This is a genomic window from Hymenobacter sp. R533113, from assembly GCF_056835965.1.
The window spans coordinates 1,635,338-1,650,120 of record NZ_JAKWBD010000013.1 but is presented as its reverse complement, the minus strand read 5'-3'; the positions used below and the strand labels follow the sequence as shown (position 1 = coordinate 1,650,120).

Below are 14,783 nucleotides of genomic sequence, written 5' to 3'. Positions count from 1 at the left end.
TTGGCATTGACTCTGGTTCGTTAAACACTAAAGAACGAGCGAAGCACCGCTTCGCGCTACACTCAACCTAAAGCCACTCCGTGCAGCCTCTCCTCACCGTCGCTAATCTTACCATCGATTTCACTTCTCACCGCGGCGACGTGCGGGCGGTGAATGACGTGTCGTTTGAGCTGCACCGGGGCGAGACGCTGGCAATCGTGGGCGAATCGGGTTCGGGTAAGTCGGTGACGTCGCTGGCGCTGATGGGGCTGATACAAATGCCCCCCGGCCGCGTAACGACGGGCCAGACGCGGTTTCATTCGGAGGAGCTGGGCGAAGTGGACTTGCTGAAACTCTCCGATGAACAGCTGCGGCGGGTGCGGGGCAACGAGATTTCGATGATTTTTCAGGAGCCGATGACCTCGCTCAACCCTGTGCATACTTGCGGGGCGCAGGTGGTGGAGGCTCTGCGTTTGCACACGTCACTGTCCTCCAAAGAAGCCGAAGCGCGCACCATCGAGTTGTTTACCACCGCCCAGCTGCCCCGGCCCGAGAAAATCTTCAAAGCGTATCCGCACGAAATATCCGGGGGGCAAAAACAACGGGTAATGATTGCCATGGCCATGGCCTGCAACCCCGCCATCCTCATTGCCGACGAGCCCACCACCGCCCTCGACGTGACGGTGCAGGCCCGCATGCTCCAGCTCATCGACGACCTGCGCCGCCAGAATAATACGGCCGTTCTCTTCATCACCCACGACTTAGGAGTAGTAGCCGAAATTGCCGACCGCATCCTAGTTATGTATCGGGGGAAAGTGGTAGAGCAGGGTCGCGTGCTCGATATTTTCACTAATCCCCAGCACCCCTATACAAAGGGGCTTTTGGCCTGCCGGCCCAAGCTTTCCGTGGGCAAGCAGCGTTTGCCTGTTGTAGCCGATTTTATGGCGGAAGACGCGTCCGGCCAGCTTACCGAAATCAGCGCTCCGCAGCCTGAAGCTCCTAGTGTTGAGCCAGATAAGGTGCCTGCGCTTACTGAGAATTTGCCGGTCGAAATCCCCAAAATGTTCCACGGGGAACATTTTACGCCCGTTTCTGACTTAAAAGTAGCCCTAGAAACTACTATTTCGGAACCCGTTTCGGGGGGCTTTTTGGCCGCTGAAAACGGCTCGGAGCAAGCCAAAAAAACCGGGCCGGTACTGCTGCGAGTGGAAGGCTTAAATGTGCACTTTCCCGTTCGCAAAGGCCTCTTCAATCGGACCAAAGAGTACGTGCGGGCCGTGGATGGTGTGAGCTTCGACATCTACCCCGGCGAGACGGTAGGGCTGGTAGGCGAGTCGGGCTGCGGCAAGACGACTTTGGGTAGAGCGTTGTTGCGCTTAGTGGAACCAACGGCGGGGCGCATTCTGTTCGAAGGCACTGACCTGGCCACGCTGCCGGCGGGCGAGTTGCGGCGGCGGCGGCGCGAGTTCCAGATGGTGTTTCAGGACCCCTACGCGGCGCTCAACCCGATGATGACGGTAGGCGAGGCCATCATCGAGCCCATGCAGGTACACAGTGTGGGCGGCACCAAACAACAGCAGAAGGCTAAGGTAATGGAGTTGCTGCGCACCGTAGGGCTGCGCGAGGAGCATTACCTGCGCTATCCGCACGAGTTTTCGGGCGGACAGCGCCAGCGCATTTGTATTGCGCGGGCGTTGGCGTTGCAGCCTAAGTGTATCATCTGCGATGAGTCGGTATCGGCGCTGGACGTGTCGGTGCAGGCGCAGGTACTGAACCTACTCAACCAGCTCAAGCGGGACTTTGGCATTACTTACCTCTTTATCACCCACGATTTGTCGGTAGCCCGGTTCATGTCGGATCGGTTGCTGGTGATGAACAAAGGCCAGATTGTGGAGAGCGGACCCGCCGCTGAGGTGTATGCCAACCCCCAGCACGAGTACACCCGCACTCTGCTCAGCGCCATTCCTAAAGATGAGCCATCTGATATTCGGGCAGCCCAGGCCCGGCGGGCGGCGGAAGTAGCCCCCAACCTAGCCGCTGGGATGTAACGCGAAGCGGTGCTTCGCTCGTTGAACGACTAATGCTGGGGGGCTTTTTGGAGCGACTTATTCTGCTAAACAACGAGCGAAGCACCGCTTCGCGTTACACTCAACGATTCGCCAAACTGCCACCTCGCAACAATTACATAACCCATCATTATCCACAGTAAATAGTTATTTACCCTAATATTCCGTAGTATTTACTTTGGAGCGGAAAATACGTACTTCCGCCCACCTTCACTCGCCTTTCGGGCGACTTCTGACTTTTGACTTAACCCCGGAGAAACGCACCTGCGTATACTCCAACCTACTTATAGCTGGCCGCCTGCGAAAACGACAACCACTGGGCGGCACCTTCTTTTCGAATGAAGAACCAAGATGAATCCGCAGCTCCCCGCGCCCCTCGCGCGAAAGCTGCCCGCGGCGAAAAAGCCGCCGTTACCCCCGTTACCAAAACGCAAGTGTTCCGGGTATTTGCCGACAACCCCGGCAAAGTATTCTCCTATCGTCAACTCTCACGCCGCCTGGGCGTGACCACCAAAGAGCAGCGCGACGAGGTGTTTGATCACCTCAAAGCCCTGCGCAAATCCAACCAGCTTACCCACCTCCAAAACGACGACTACCGCCTCACCGACCCTGCCGCTGCCCGCGTGCAGCCCGACGCTGGTCAGCGCCCCGAGCGCGGCCACAACCGGGGGGCAAAGCCCGCCCGGATGGCGCGGCCATTGAGGCTCAGTTTGGCCAGGACCCCGTAGTGCACCGCCGCCGTGATGCTGGCTTCGACTTTCCCGGCGATGACCGCCAACGCTCTCGTGAGCGGGCCGGCGGCTCGGGCGGCGACGTTATCACCGGTAAGGTGGCGCTGGCTACCAACAAGTATGCTTTCGTGGTAAGTGAGGAAAGTGAAAACGACATTCGCGTCTTCACCGACCGCCTGAAGTTTGCCATGAACGGCGACACCGTGCGCGTGCGGCTGCGGGGTGAGCGCGACGGCCGCCCCGTAGGCGACGTGGTGGAAGTGCTCAAGCGGGAGCGAGAGGAAGTAGTGGGCCAGCTGACGGTGCAGAACGCCGGCTTCGGCTTCGTGTCGCCCGACCACCGCAAGATGTACTTCGATGTATTCGTGCCCCACGAAGGCCTCAACGACGCCCGTAGCGGCGAGAAAGTGCTCGTGCGCATCACGCAGTGGCCCGATGACCCCGGCCGCCAGCCAGTGGGCGAAATCGTGCGCTCCTTTGGACAGGCCGGTGAGAACGAAGCCGAGATCAACGCCATCATGGCGGAGTTCGGGTTGCCATTTGAGTTTCCCCAGGATGTAGAAGAAGAGTCGGAAGGCATTTCGGACCGCATTCAGGAGGACGAAATTGCCCGCCGCCGCGACTTCCGCGACATCACCACGTTCACCATCGACCCCGCCGACGCCAAGGACTTTGACGACGCGCTATCCATCCAAAAGCTGGAAAATGGCCACTGGGAAATCGGCGTCCACATTGCTGACGTGACCCACTACGTACGGCCCGAGTCGATGCTGGAGCGGGAAGCCCGCCACCGCGCGACGTCGGTTTATCTGGTCGACCGCGTGATTCCGATGCTGCCCGAGCGCCTGTCAAATGGTCTATGCTCATTGCGGCCGAATGAAGACAAGCTGACCTTCTCAGCTGTGTTTGAGCTGGACGAAAACGGCAAGCTCTACGACTCGTGGTTTGGCAAAACCGTCATTCACTCCGACCGGCGCTTTGCTTACGGCGACGCCCAGAAGCGCATCGAAACCGGCGAGGGCGACCTTGCCGAGGAGGTGAATACCCTGAACAACATTGCCAAAAAGCTCTCGGCTCAGCGCTTCAAGAAAGGCGCCATTGGCTTCGAAACGCAGGAGGTAAAATTTCAGCTGGATGAAAACGGCAAGCCGGTGGGTGTGTACGTGAAGGAGCGCCAGGATGCGCACAAGCTCATTGAGGAATTCATGCTGCTGGCCAACCGCAAGGTGGCCGATTTCGTGTTCCAGAAAAAGAAGACCAAGCCGCGCTTCACCATGGTGTATCGTACCCACGATGCGCCCGACGCTGACCGCCTGGCAAACTTCGCTTTGTTTGCCAAAAAGTTCGGTCACGACCTAAACCTAGACAACCCCAAGAAGCTCAGCAACGAGCTGAACAGCCTGTCGGAAGATGTGGTGGGCAAGCCCGAGCAGAACGTGATTCAGACCTTGGCTATCCGGACGATGGCCAAGGCCAAGTACACCACCGAACCGCTGGGCCACTTCGGTCTGGCCTTCGACCACTATTCGCACTTCACCTCGCCCATCCGTCGCTACCCCGATATGATGGCGCACCGCCTGCTGGAACATTACCTGCAGGGGGGCAAAAACGTGGAAGTCGAGCCAGTGGAAGAAGAGTGCAAGCACTCATCGGAGCGCGAAAAGCTGGCCGCAAATGCCGAGCGTGCCAGCATCAAGTACAAGCAGGTAGAGTACATGGCGGCCCGCGTCGGTGAGCAGTTCAAGGGCGTGGTTTCGGGCCTCACGGAGTGGGGCATGTACGTGGAAGTGGAGGAGAATAAGTGCGAAGGCATGATCCGCGTGAGCGACATTCCCGGCGACTTCTTCGAGCTGGACAAGGACAACTACCGTCTAGTAGGCCAGCGCAGCAAGCGTATCATTCAGTTCGGCGACGAGTTGCAAGTCATTGTTAAAGCGGCTAACCTTCTCGACCGCACCATCGACTTTGAGCTGGTAGATGAGCGCCCCATGTCGCAGCGCCGCAACGATGCTCCCCACCGTGAGGAAGGCGGGCGTGGCCGTCGGCCAGATCGTGGGCCTGAGCGAGGCGGTAAAAGCAGTGGTGGTCCGGGTGGTGGCGGTAAGCGCCGGCGCTAGGAGCCTCACCCCCCAGCCCCCTCTCCAAGGGGCGAGGGGAGCCGCACGCTCGGCCAGCGCAGACCCTTCGGCTTTCGCCTCAGACACTGCTACCACGCAGTAGAACGAAGGTATTTTAAATAGGAAAAGCCCGTGACAGTAAGTCGTGGGCTTTTTTTGTTGCTACCGGAACAAACCATTCGGTAGCGGTTGCGGAGGCGGAAGCCAACGTAGCCGCGTAGGCCGAGCGTGTGGCTCCCCCTCTCCCCTTGGAGAGGGGGCCGGGGGTGAGGCCATTCGTTGAGTGGATGAGGCCCAACGTCCGTACCTTGCCTGCCCCAACACATCTTGCCCCTGTGAGCCCCACTGATTTCACGCAAAAAATAACCGCCGCCCTGGCTAGTCTTGAGTACGGCCAGCAGCCAGTTGCCCTCTACGAGCCCATCCGCTACATCATGGCGCTGGGGGGCAAACGCATCCGGCCCTTGCTCACCCTCATGGGCGCTCACCTCTTCACCGATGAGCTGGACCCCGTGCTACGGCCGGCGCTGGCCACGGAGGTCTTCCACAACTTCACCCTCCTCCACGACGACATTATGGACCAGGCGCCCCTGCGTCGGGGCCAGCCTACGGTGCACGAGAAGTGGAACGCAAACGTAGCCATCCTGAGCGGCGACGTAATGCTGGTGCAGGCCTACGAGCTGTTCCTGGATGTGCCACCGGCGCTATTACCAACAGTGCTGCGCAAGTTCAGCCAGACGGCGGCCGAGGTCTGCGAAGGCCAGCAGTGGGACATGGATTTTGAGACCAATGAGCAGGTTACCATTGAGCAGTATCTGGATATGATTCGGCTGAAGACGGCCGTGCTGCTTGGTTTCTGCCTGGAGCTAGGTGCCCTACTGGGTGGCGCTTCACCCGAAGATGCCGACCACCTGCGCCAGTTCGGAACCGACGTAGGCATTGCCTTTCAGCTCCGCGACGACTTGCTCGACGTGTACGGCGACGCGGCCACCTTCGGCAAGCGCGTGGGCGGCGACATCGTGTCAGATAAAAAGACCTTCCTGCTGCTCACGGCCCAGGCTCAGGCAAAAGCCCCCCAGCAAGCCGTGCTGGCCCGGCACCTCGGCCAACCCACCGCCGACGCTGCCGCCAAGGTGCAGGCGATTACCGAAGTGTACGACCAGCTCGATATCCGCTCCCAAACGGAAGCGCTGATCAACGACTACTTTCAGGATGCCCTCCAGCACCTGGAGCGTATGGGAGCACCGGCCGAGCGCAAGGCTATCTTGCGGCAGTGGGCATTGGAGCTGATGGCCCGCGAAAGCTAAAGCCTGATTTTAGGCCCAATTCAGGCTCGCTCCGCGCATTTTTCCCCCCAGCGCACTTGATTCCACCCGCTAAAGCCGACGAAAGCGCCTGGAAGCCGTACAATGCGGCTTCCCTTATTTCTCCTTTTACTTCTCTGTTTTCTAATGCTGAATCTGAACGTCGTCCTCGCCCTCATGATCCTGACGGGGGGCATTTCTTTATACGCCTGGTCGAATCCTGGCTTGCGCGAGAGCTGGATCATGACGCCCTTTCTGGTGCGCCGCCGCAACGAGTGGTACCGCTTCCTCACCTCCGGCTTCCTGCACGCCGACTGGATGCACCTCATCTTTAACATGATTGCCTTCTACTCTTTTGGGCAATTAATTCAGGATGTGTTCGTGCAGGTGTTCGGTCCGATGGGGGGCATTTGGCGCTTCCTGCTGCTGTATCTCGGGGGCATTATTGTGTCGGATATTCCTACCTACATACGCCACCGCAATGACCCTGATTACCACAGTCTGGGTGCATCGGGTGGGGTGGCTTCCGTGGTTTTCTCGGCCATTCTCTTTAATCCGGTCAAGGGCGGCATCTACATTTTCCCTATTCCGGTTGCCATTCCCGGCGTCATCTTCGGGGTACTATACCTAGCTTATTCCTACTATCAAGGCCGCAAACAAGGCGATAACATCAACCACGACGCTCACTTTTATGGGGCACTCTACGGTATTCTGCTCACGCTGGCGTTGGTGCCCGAATCAGCTTCTATTTTCTGGAATGAAGTACAAGCTTACCTATTTAATTAATTGATTATCAAATAGTTAACGATTATAAATAAGCATAATCATATCTATTACCTCGGCAGGTGCGTAAAGGGAATCTTTCAAACACATCTCCCCCTCCAACTTCACCTGCTATGAACAAGCTTCTCACCTTAACTAAACGTCTGCCGATAGCGGCCTTATCACTTTCTCTTTCACTGTCTCTCCTGCTTAGCAGCTGCTCCGGTCGTCGTAGCGATGGCACCACTACTATTGCTGGTATCATTTATCTGGCGCTGGCGGTGTTTGCCGTTATCAGCCTCATCAAGCAGGATTGGTCAATTGGTAAGAAAATTATCTGGGGTCTGGTCATTTGGTTCTTCCCCTTCCTGGGCTCTATTATTTACTTCCTGTTTTCGGGCCGTAAATAAGCTCTGAGATCAACGCATAAAAAAGCCCCGGCACTAAGCTGTGCCGGGGCTTTTTTATGCGTTGATCTCAGAGCTTAATAGTTGAAGACTATGTAAATAAAGGGGAAGTAAGAAATTACTTTTTGCCCTCCAGTAGCCTTTGCTTTTCTAAACGTGCGGTGCGCTTGATGAGGGCACCAGTATTAGAAATCTCCGTCACGCGCCAGTAGTCGCCTTGGTTTAGCATTTTCAATTCTACCACGAGCGTCGTGTCGTATTGGGGTTGGGTGAACTCTATTCCTACCAAGGTTTGCTCATCCTGCTCATTTACGTATTTGATGCCTTTGAATTGAGGGTTAGGTCCTATCACCCGGCCTGCCAACCCCAACACCGACAGATTCATACCGCCCATCGGCTGAGCCGTAGCGGCGGCTTGTTCCGGGGAGCCCGTTTCCACAAAGCGCCGCACTTCCCGTTGCGCCGACTTAGCCAGTTGGGGCTTCAGTAGCTGCAGCGCGCTTTGCAGCATCTCCTGGTTTATGTTCAGCCCTTGCAATTCTGAGCTTTCGGCCGCTACCTGATCCACCAGGTTGCGGGCCACCTTATTAATGTCAACGTAGCGCTCAAAGGTGGCTACGTCGTGGGTGCGCACAGCATTAGCCGCCTGCGCCAGAGAATATTGGGGACTTGATGATACCACGGTGCGATAGTACCAATAGCCGCCAGCTACAAGAGCAATCAGCAACCCAAACAACAGCGCTTTCTTCATAAGATAAGTAGAGAGTGACGAGGCAATCAGACAAGGCAAAATTACCTCATTTCGCGGCCGGCACTGATACCTCGTGTGCACTACTATGCCACTACGCCCAGACAAAGCTACAGTCGCTTACAGCCCACGCTGGGAAGTGTTTTGCCTCTGAGAGGCCGTTCGACTTAGGCTGTGAGCCGCTAACACGAGGTAGAGACGCAAAATATTGCATCTCCTCTCTACCTACCGTTAGCTAGGGGATCAAATAGCCTATTTGATCCCCTAGCTAACGGTAAATCCGTAGTTATATTTCCCAATGCTGCAAAAATGCCCCCCAGAAGCTCCATTCACCCAGAAATTCATGGTCATCGTGGCTGCCGTGGCCTTCGACCTGAGAATACGCTGCCGGCCTTTCGGTACGCGCTGGAGTTGGGAGTGGATGCACTGGAATTAGACGTTGTAATTTCGGTCGATGAGCAGGTAGTGGTATCGCATGAGCCCTGGATGTCGGCCGCTATTTGTCGCGATAAGGAAGGGGCGCCCATTGAGGCAGACGCTGAGCGTCGACACAATCTTTTTCAGATGCCTTACGCCCTCATCCGGCAGTACGACTGCGGCCTGACCCAACACCCGCGCTTCCCCGAGCAACTGTCGGAGCCCGCCTACAAACCGCTGCTTAAGGAGGTGGTTTCGGTTAACAATGCATATGCTCGTCAGCTCGGTCGGCCGCTTCCAAAATTCAGTATCGAAATAAAAAGTAGCTCGGCCGGCGATGGTCATTTTCACCCTTCGCCCCTGCGCTTCGTGGAGCTTGTCTTGGCCCAGGTGCGAGCTGCCAACCTTGCCCCGCGCACCACGCTCATGAGCTTTGATAAGCGGGTGCTGCAAGCAGCGCGGACCCAGGCCGCCAACCTCCCTTTATGCTTGTTGGTAGAAGACCAGCGCCCCTTCGCCGAGCACCTGCAAGAGCTCGGATTTGTGCCCACTGTCTACGGCCCCCACTATCAGCTCGTCGACGAAAGTCTGCGCGACGAAGTCCGCGCCCGCGGCTTACGGCTCGTTCCCTGGACGGTGAATGAGCCCACCGATATGCAGCGCCTGCTCGCTCTGGGCGTCGACGGCATCACCACCGATTATCCAGACCGGTTGCTGCAGCTGTTGCAGCGTTAAGCAATGAATGCACACTTGTCCATTGGTCTGTGCACGTTACTTCATCGCACTCAAGCTTCCGGTTTTTATACCAGGCGTTTGATTCTAGCTTATTAAGCTCTTGTAACGATTGTACAAAGACTAAAAACTTGTTTCTAGCCCTATATAAGGAGGCTTTTGGGTTTATTACAGGTGCGTGTTACATATGCTGTAACGGCAGCGTTCGTTACACAAACCGTGTAAAGTGTACACTGTTACGCGTTACAAGGTGTATCTTTGTATTGTATTTACACTTGATGTAACTGTCTATAATTACGTTTGTATTTGTACATACGAAACATATTTGACACCTTTACAAACTAATCAATACATAACGCTTACTTATGCCGCACCAGGGCAAAATCCTTCAAGATGCCATCAAAAACAGTGGTATTTCCATCACACGCATCGTGGAGGAGCTGGGTATTACACGTCCGACTATTTATCGCAAGTTCAAGGAAGAAACACTTGATTACGGTTTCGTAAAACAAGTCGGAGAGATCATTACACACGATTTTTCCCAAGACTTTACATCGTTACAGCAATCTGTATTGCCATTTGTATCTGCTACACCAAGTATGCCTGTTACAAGTAGTGTAACGCAACGTTCTGTAACGTTACAGCAGATGGAAACCGACCCCAATAAGCAGCTTATGACCCTTCAGGCTAAGTATATAGCCCTTTTAGAAGCCTATAATGAGCTCCTATTAAAAGTGTATGGGCCGAAGTAACAAATATGTTCCACGTGAAACATGTGGTCGTTACGAACGTGTATTGGGGCTTAATTAGCGGATATTTGTACGGTACGGGATGTATCAAATTGGAGCAGATCTAGTAGCCCAACTGACAGTTCTCCTCGTGTAATAGATCAAGCTGCTGAGTCACGGCCAACATGGAGCGAGCGTTATCGAACTCAACGCTAAACTGAGCTTTAAGCTCCTTTCGTTTTATAGATTCCATGAAGCGCCGTGTGTCATCTGGCGTCTCCAGTATCAGGCCTGGCACGGGAGTCGGGCGGCCATTATCGTCCTTGGCAACCATCGTGAAATAGCAGGTATTGGTATGCTTCACAGAACCGGTTCGCACGTCTTCAGCAATGACCTTGATGCCGATTACAAGGGAGGTGTGACCCACGTAATTAACGGAAGCAAGCAGCGATACCAGCTCGCCTACTTCAACCGGCTGGAGAAAGTTTACGCCATCTACACTCACCGTCACGCAGTAGGTGCCGGCGTGTTTAGCGGCCGCAGCATAAGCCACTTTATCCATAAGTGAGAGCAGGATGCCACCGTGAATTTTGCCCCCCAGATTGGCATAGGATGGAATCATAAGCTCGGTGAGCGTTACCCGTGAGTGGGATACCAATCGGAAGTCGGGGAGGAGGGAGGTAGGCATAGGAAAGGGTTAGGAAATATGTACCTGCAAGCGAGCCGAGCATAAGGATAAAAAGCTCTGACTGAGCCCAGCTAGTATGCGCTAATATCGGGAGCACATTAAATGGAAATGCCCCCCACTGGACAGAATATGACTGAGCTTGAAGACGCGTTAAATGGCAGCCTTACTGCAGCAGTCATACCGTGACCAGGATTAGATTCGATTCAAAGATGAGCTGGGCATAAGCGAGCAGCAACAAAATTTTGCAGCTCTTCTTCTCTATGTCATACACCACCTTTAAAGCACTTATTGCTTTAAAGGTGTACCCAAAACATTTAGTAGCTATAAGGGAGAATGAGAGCTATGCAAAGGCGAGCGAAGATGAGAAAGCCTAATTACGCAAGAACGACTAGACAAGGGTAGCCAGGACGGCCTATAGAAAGACAACCTCCTTAATAACGGTCTCGCCAACCTCATCATTGATTAGCTCCATGACACGGGTTTTGGCCATGACCAACTCGTGCTTGAGTGGGGCCGAGCTAAGGCGCACGAATAGCTTGCCATTGCTGATATATATCTCCTGGGTCTTTAGTGCCACGGCCTTGCCCATGATGCGCTCCCAGCTCGACACGACGAACACCTCATTTAGCTTACCCTGTAAGCGGTAAGCCTTCAGCAAGGCTTTGATACCATCCTTCAACGGGACAATATCAGCTTGGCGCGACTTGTCGGAAGTGCTTGGTTTTTTCAAGGGAATATAATACACTAATGCGCGAACCAAGTGGCAAGGTAGCCGTTGGGGGGCAAAAACAGGTGTTGGCAAAGGTACGTCATCAAGACCAGCTAGAGAGCCTTAACGGTGCCGTTCTGCACCTCAAATCGAGCCACCTGTTCGGAGATATTGGCCAAGATCCGGTCGGTGCGCTCTAAGTGAGTATCAGTAAGAAAGACTTGCCCAAAGGTATGCTCAGCCACGAGCTGCATAAGACGGGTAATGCGCTTCTCGTCAAGCCGGTCGAAGATGTCATCTAGGAGGAGCAGGGGCTTGTGCTGCTTGCGGCTGGCAAAGATTTCGAACTGGGCAAGCTTTAGCGCAATAGCATACGACTTCTGCTGGCCCTGGGAGCCATAGCCCTTTACTGACAGCTCATCCATTAGAAAAGTGAAGTCGTCTTTGTGGGGTCCTATAGTAGTACGCTGGAGCATAATATCACGCCGCTCGTTGGTGCGGAGCAAATGAGCAAAATCGGCACCGGATAGCTGGCTTTTATATTGCAGCGTTACCTGCTCACGACCATCAGCGAGTTGCTGATAATGACGCTGAAAGAGGGGAGTGAACTCCGTTAGAAATTGCTGGCGCCGTTCCATGATTTGGATACCGGCAGGCACTACCTGTTCGTCGAGCACCAGCAAATAGTCCCGGTCATAGCCACGGCCATCGGCGGCTAGCTTCAGCAGAGCATTGCGCTGACGCAGGAGGTTGGTGTAAGTAATTAGCAGCTCCAGGTAGTCATGGTCGAGCTGGGAGATGAGGCTATCGAAGTACTTGCGCCGCTCCTCGCTGCCCTCCCGAATTAGATCAGTATCGTAGGGCGAAATGAGCACCACCGGGTAACGGCCAATATGATCGGCCATGCGCTCGTACGCCTGCTTGTTGCGCGTAACTAATTTCTTTTGGCCCACGCGTAAGCTGCATTGAATGGTGTCGGCGTCGGCGGGGGGCGTTTGGAAGCGGCCTTTCACTACAAAGAACTCAGCATCCTGCTTAATACTTTGCGTATCGGCAGTAGCGAAAGCGCTACGGGTGAGCGACAGGTAATGGATGGCATCGAGCAGATTGGTTTTACCGCTCCCATTGTCGCCGACGAAGCAATTGATATGGGGCGAGAAAGCCAACGTAGCTTCGTCGTAGTTTTTAAAGAACAGTAGGTGTAGGCTTTCCAGAATCATCCGGTTCGAAATTGCAATCCTTTTGCGTACTTTCGCATCCCAAACGCGAACAACCGAAAGCACGATGGCGGAGACGAAAGTAAAAGCTGACTCAAAAGCGACTAAGTCAACTAAAAAAGCGGCAGCCCCGAAAGCCACTTCCAACGGAAACGACGCAGCGTCGGTTACCGAAACGGTAAACCAGCCTGACTCAGGTATGACGGCCTCCAACGAGGAGGCTGAAGCAGCTACCGGTGCACCAAAGGCTAGCGTGCCTGCCAAGCCCCAGTTTCCTAAAGAAACATACCTGCAGTGGTATGAGCAGATGCAGCTCATGCGCAAGTTTGAGGAGAAGGCCGGGCAGCTCTACGGTCAGCAAAAAATCAAAGGTTTCTGTCACCTGTACATTGGGCAGGAAGCTTGCGTGGCCGGTGCCGTGTCGGCGCTTACCAAAGACGATAAGTGGATTACCGCTTACCGCGACCATGCCCATCCGCTGGCATTAGGAACCTCACCCAATGCCATCATGGCTGAACTATTTGCAAAGGCCACTGGCTGTTCCAAAGGCAAAGGTGGCTCCATGCATATGTTCGATAAAGAAGTGAACTTCATGGGTGGCCACGGCATCGTGGGCGGCCAGGTTCCGCTGGGTGCTGGTATTGCTTTTTCTGAAAAGTATAACAAGACCGGTAACCTCTGCATCTGCTACATGGGCGACGGTGCCGTGCGTCAGGGTGCCTTGCACGAGGCCTTCAATATGGCCATGCTGTGGAAGCTGCCGGTTATCTTCGTTATCGAAAACAATGGCTACGCGATGGGCACTGCGGTGCAGCGCAGCTCCAACGTAACGGAGCTATACACGCTGGGTGAAAGCTATGATATGCCTTCGTTCCCGGTGAATGCTATGAACGTAGAAGATGTTCACGAGGCCGTAGCCCAAGCCGCTGAGCGCGCTCGCGCCGGCGAAGGTCCTACGCTGCTTGAGTTCAAAACCTACCGGTATAAGGGCCACTCCATGAGTGACCCGGCTAAGTACCGTACCAAAGAAGAGTTGGAAGACTACCGCTCGCGCGATTCCATCGAGGCCGTCCGTCATACTATTCTGACGAACAACATGGCCAGCGAAGACGAGTTGAATGCCATTGATGAGCAAATCAAAGCGGCCGTAAATGAGTCCGTAGAGTTTGCTGAAACATCCCCTTACCCTACTGCTGACGAGCTATACAAAGACGTGTACGTGCAGCAGGACTATCCTTATATCCGCGACTAACTGTCGACTTTTTCCAGCCGTGAGGCTGCTTTTTGCCCCCCATAATGTCGAAGATTCCCTACACGCGCAATTCTCCTAATGCTCGCCAGCGGACGGAGGTACCCGCAGATCCAAACCAACCCATCACGGAGGGTGTTACCGAGCATCCGCTGATGGAGGACCCCGACGCGCTGGCCACCCGGCTAGTGGAGTCGGAAGACTTTGTCCGACGCAATAAAACGGCCTTGCTGAGCTTGCTGGCTGTAGTAGTGCTGGCTGTAGTTGGTGCTTTCGCTTTCTATACCTGGCGCACTACCCAGAATGAAAAGGGCCAGGCTGCCATGTATCAGGCGGTAAACTATTGGGAGGCTGACTCGCTGAACAAAGCGCTCAAAGGCGACGGGCAATACGATGGTTTGGCTGCCATCACTTCCGAGTACAACGGTACCCAAGCGGCCAACCTGGCTAATTTCTACGCTGGTGTAGCTGCCTTGAAAGATGGTAAATACCAAAATGCCATCGATTATCTGGAAGACTTCACTTCGGACGACTTACTGGTGCAAGCCCGTGCTTACTCTTTAACGGGTGATGCTTACCTGGAGCTGAACAAGTACAAAGAGGCAGCTGATCAGTATGAGAAAGCCGCCAACTACAAGTCCAACGAGTACTTCTCGCCTGGCTACCTGATGAAAGAAGCTACGGCCCGCGAGCTTGCCAAAGACTACGATGGTGCGATCAAAGCCTACACTCGGATTGTAGACGAGTACCAGAACGCAACTGAGGTTACGGAAGCCAAGCAGTACCTGGCCCGCGTTCAGGCAATTGCTGGTAAGTAGTCATTGCGAGTCCGTAAATCCTGCGGGTTAGGCAAACTTGATAAAAGGCAAAGGACGGTTTTATACCGTCCTTTGCCTTTTATCATCCAGTGTTCATTTACGATGTCTCTT

Annotated in this window: 14 protein-coding genes; 10 read left to right on the top strand and 4 right to left on the bottom strand. The window is 54.6% G+C overall.

The features are described from left to right. The first annotated feature begins 80 nt into the window (after positions 1-80). The 6 genes from MKZ35_RS16600 to MKZ35_RS16575 all read left to right on the top strand — a co-directional run bounded on the left by MKZ35_RS16600 (position 81) and on the right by MKZ35_RS16575 (position 7,369). Complete coding sequence (locus tag MKZ35_RS16600; RefSeq protein ID WP_482514311.1) at positions 81-2,027, top strand: ABC transporter ATP-binding protein; 1,947 nt, start codon at positions 81-83, stop codon at positions 2,025-2,027. 356 nt (positions 2,028-2,383) lie between these two features. Beyond that, entirely contained in the window at positions 2,384-2,773 is a 390-nt protein-coding gene (locus MKZ35_RS16595) for a hypothetical protein (protein WP_482514310.1), read from the top strand. After that, positions 2,773-4,893 carry a ribonuclease R gene (gene rnr, locus MKZ35_RS16590; protein WP_482514309.1) on the top strand — a complete coding sequence of 707 codons (2,121 nt, stop codon included), beginning with the start codon at positions 2,773-2,775 and terminating at the stop codon, positions 4,891-4,893. The genes MKZ35_RS16595 and rnr overlap by 1 nt, the downstream gene beginning before the upstream one ends. 335 nt (positions 4,894-5,228) lie before the next feature. Further along, positions 5,229-6,200 (top strand): polyprenyl synthetase family protein, encoded by a 972-nt coding sequence (locus MKZ35_RS16585; RefSeq protein ID WP_482514308.1) that lies wholly within the window; start codon positions 5,229-5,231, stop codon positions 6,198-6,200. A 144-nt stretch (positions 6,201-6,344) separates the two neighbouring features. Then, on the top strand, positions 6,345-6,983 hold the full coding sequence (locus MKZ35_RS16580; protein ID WP_482514307.1) for a rhomboid family intramembrane serine protease: 639 nt from the start codon (positions 6,345-6,347) through the stop codon (positions 6,981-6,983). Between the two features lie 110 nt (positions 6,984-7,093). Beyond that, the gene (locus MKZ35_RS16575; protein ID WP_482514306.1) at positions 7,094-7,369 is read left to right on the top strand and encodes a PLD nuclease N-terminal domain-containing protein; all 276 of its coding nucleotides are present in this window, start codon (positions 7,094-7,096) and stop codon (positions 7,367-7,369) included. A 115-nt stretch (positions 7,370-7,484) separates the two neighbouring features. Here MKZ35_RS16575 and MKZ35_RS16570 read toward each other — a convergent pair whose 3' ends face one another. Continuing rightward, positions 7,485-8,117, bottom strand: coding sequence for a DUF2939 domain-containing protein (locus MKZ35_RS16570; RefSeq protein ID WP_482514305.1), 633 nt, complete (start codon positions 8,115-8,117; stop codon positions 7,485-7,487). 306 nt (positions 8,118-8,423) lie between these two features. Here MKZ35_RS16570 and MKZ35_RS16565 point away from each other — a divergent pair, with 306 nt between their 5' ends. Together MKZ35_RS16565 and MKZ35_RS16560 are read left to right on the top strand one after the other, a co-directional pair. Next, a complete protein-coding gene (locus tag MKZ35_RS16565) occupies positions 8,424-9,266 on the top strand; it encodes a glycerophosphodiester phosphodiesterase family protein (protein WP_482514304.1) in 843 nt (280 codons plus the stop codon). Between the two features lie 362 nt (positions 9,267-9,628). Next, positions 9,629-10,015: a helix-turn-helix domain-containing protein gene (locus MKZ35_RS16560; protein WP_482514303.1), complete on the top strand. Its 387-nt coding sequence runs from the start codon at positions 9,629-9,631 to the stop codon at positions 10,013-10,015. A 100-nt stretch (positions 10,016-10,115) separates the two neighbouring features. Here the strand turns inward: MKZ35_RS16560 and MKZ35_RS16555 are convergent, their stop codons facing one another. From MKZ35_RS16555 to recF, 3 genes are all read right to left on the bottom strand, one after another. Then, positions 10,116-10,679, bottom strand: a complete 564-nt coding sequence (locus MKZ35_RS16555; protein ID WP_482514302.1) for an acyl-CoA thioesterase — start codon at positions 10,677-10,679, stop codon at positions 10,116-10,118. 412 nt (positions 10,680-11,091) lie between these two features. Beyond that, positions 11,092-11,409: a DciA family protein gene (locus tag MKZ35_RS16550; protein ID WP_482514301.1), complete on the bottom strand. Its 318-nt coding sequence runs from the start codon at positions 11,407-11,409 to the stop codon at positions 11,092-11,094. A 92-nt stretch (positions 11,410-11,501) separates the two neighbouring features. Beyond that, positions 11,502-12,818: a DNA replication/repair protein RecF gene (recF, locus tag MKZ35_RS16545; protein WP_482514300.1), complete on the bottom strand. Its 1,317-nt coding sequence runs from the start codon at positions 12,816-12,818 to the stop codon at positions 11,502-11,504. Here recF and pdhA point away from each other — a divergent pair. Both pdhA and MKZ35_RS16535 read left to right on the top strand, forming a co-directional pair. Then, a complete protein-coding gene (gene pdhA, locus MKZ35_RS16540) occupies positions 12,805-13,857 on the top strand; it encodes a pyruvate dehydrogenase (acetyl-transferring) E1 component subunit alpha (RefSeq protein ID WP_482514299.1) in 1,053 nt (350 codons plus the stop codon). The genes recF and pdhA overlap by 14 nt on opposite strands. A gap of 44 nt (positions 13,858-13,901) precedes the next feature. Beyond that, positions 13,902-14,672, top strand: coding sequence for a tetratricopeptide repeat protein (locus MKZ35_RS16535; RefSeq protein WP_482514298.1), 771 nt, complete (start codon positions 13,902-13,904; stop codon positions 14,670-14,672). Positions 14,673-14,783: the final 111 nt, after the last annotated feature.

Excerpts from the sequence above, each read along its gene's own strand:
- MKZ35_RS16595 (WP_482514310.1), top strand. The coding sequence starts at position 2,384 with ATGAAGAACCAAGATGAATCCGCAGCTCCCCGCGCCCCTCGCGCGAAA.
- MKZ35_RS16580 (WP_482514307.1), top strand. The coding sequence starts at position 6,345 with ATGCTGAATCTGAACGTCGTCCTCGCCCTCATGATCCTGACGGGGGGC.
- MKZ35_RS16575 (WP_482514306.1), top strand. The coding sequence starts at position 7,094 with ATGAACAAGCTTCTCACCTTAACTAAACGTCTGCCGATAGCGGCCTTA.
- MKZ35_RS16570 (WP_482514305.1), bottom strand. The coding sequence starts at position 8,117 with ATGAAGAAAGCGCTGTTGTTTGGGTTGCTGATTGCTCTTGTAGCTGGC.
- MKZ35_RS16565 (WP_482514304.1), top strand. The coding sequence starts at position 8,424 with ATGCCCCCCAGAAGCTCCATTCACCCAGAAATTCATGGTCATCGTGGC.
- MKZ35_RS16560 (WP_482514303.1), top strand. The coding sequence starts at position 9,629 with ATGCCGCACCAGGGCAAAATCCTTCAAGATGCCATCAAAAACAGTGGT.
- MKZ35_RS16555 (WP_482514302.1), bottom strand. The coding sequence starts at position 10,679 with ATGCCTACCTCCCTCCTCCCCGACTTCCGATTGGTATCCCACTCACGG.
- pdhA (WP_482514299.1), top strand. The coding sequence starts at position 12,805 with ATGACGGCCTCCAACGAGGAGGCTGAAGCAGCTACCGGTGCACCAAAG.
- MKZ35_RS16535 (WP_482514298.1), top strand. The coding sequence starts at position 13,902 with ATGTCGAAGATTCCCTACACGCGCAATTCTCCTAATGCTCGCCAGCGG.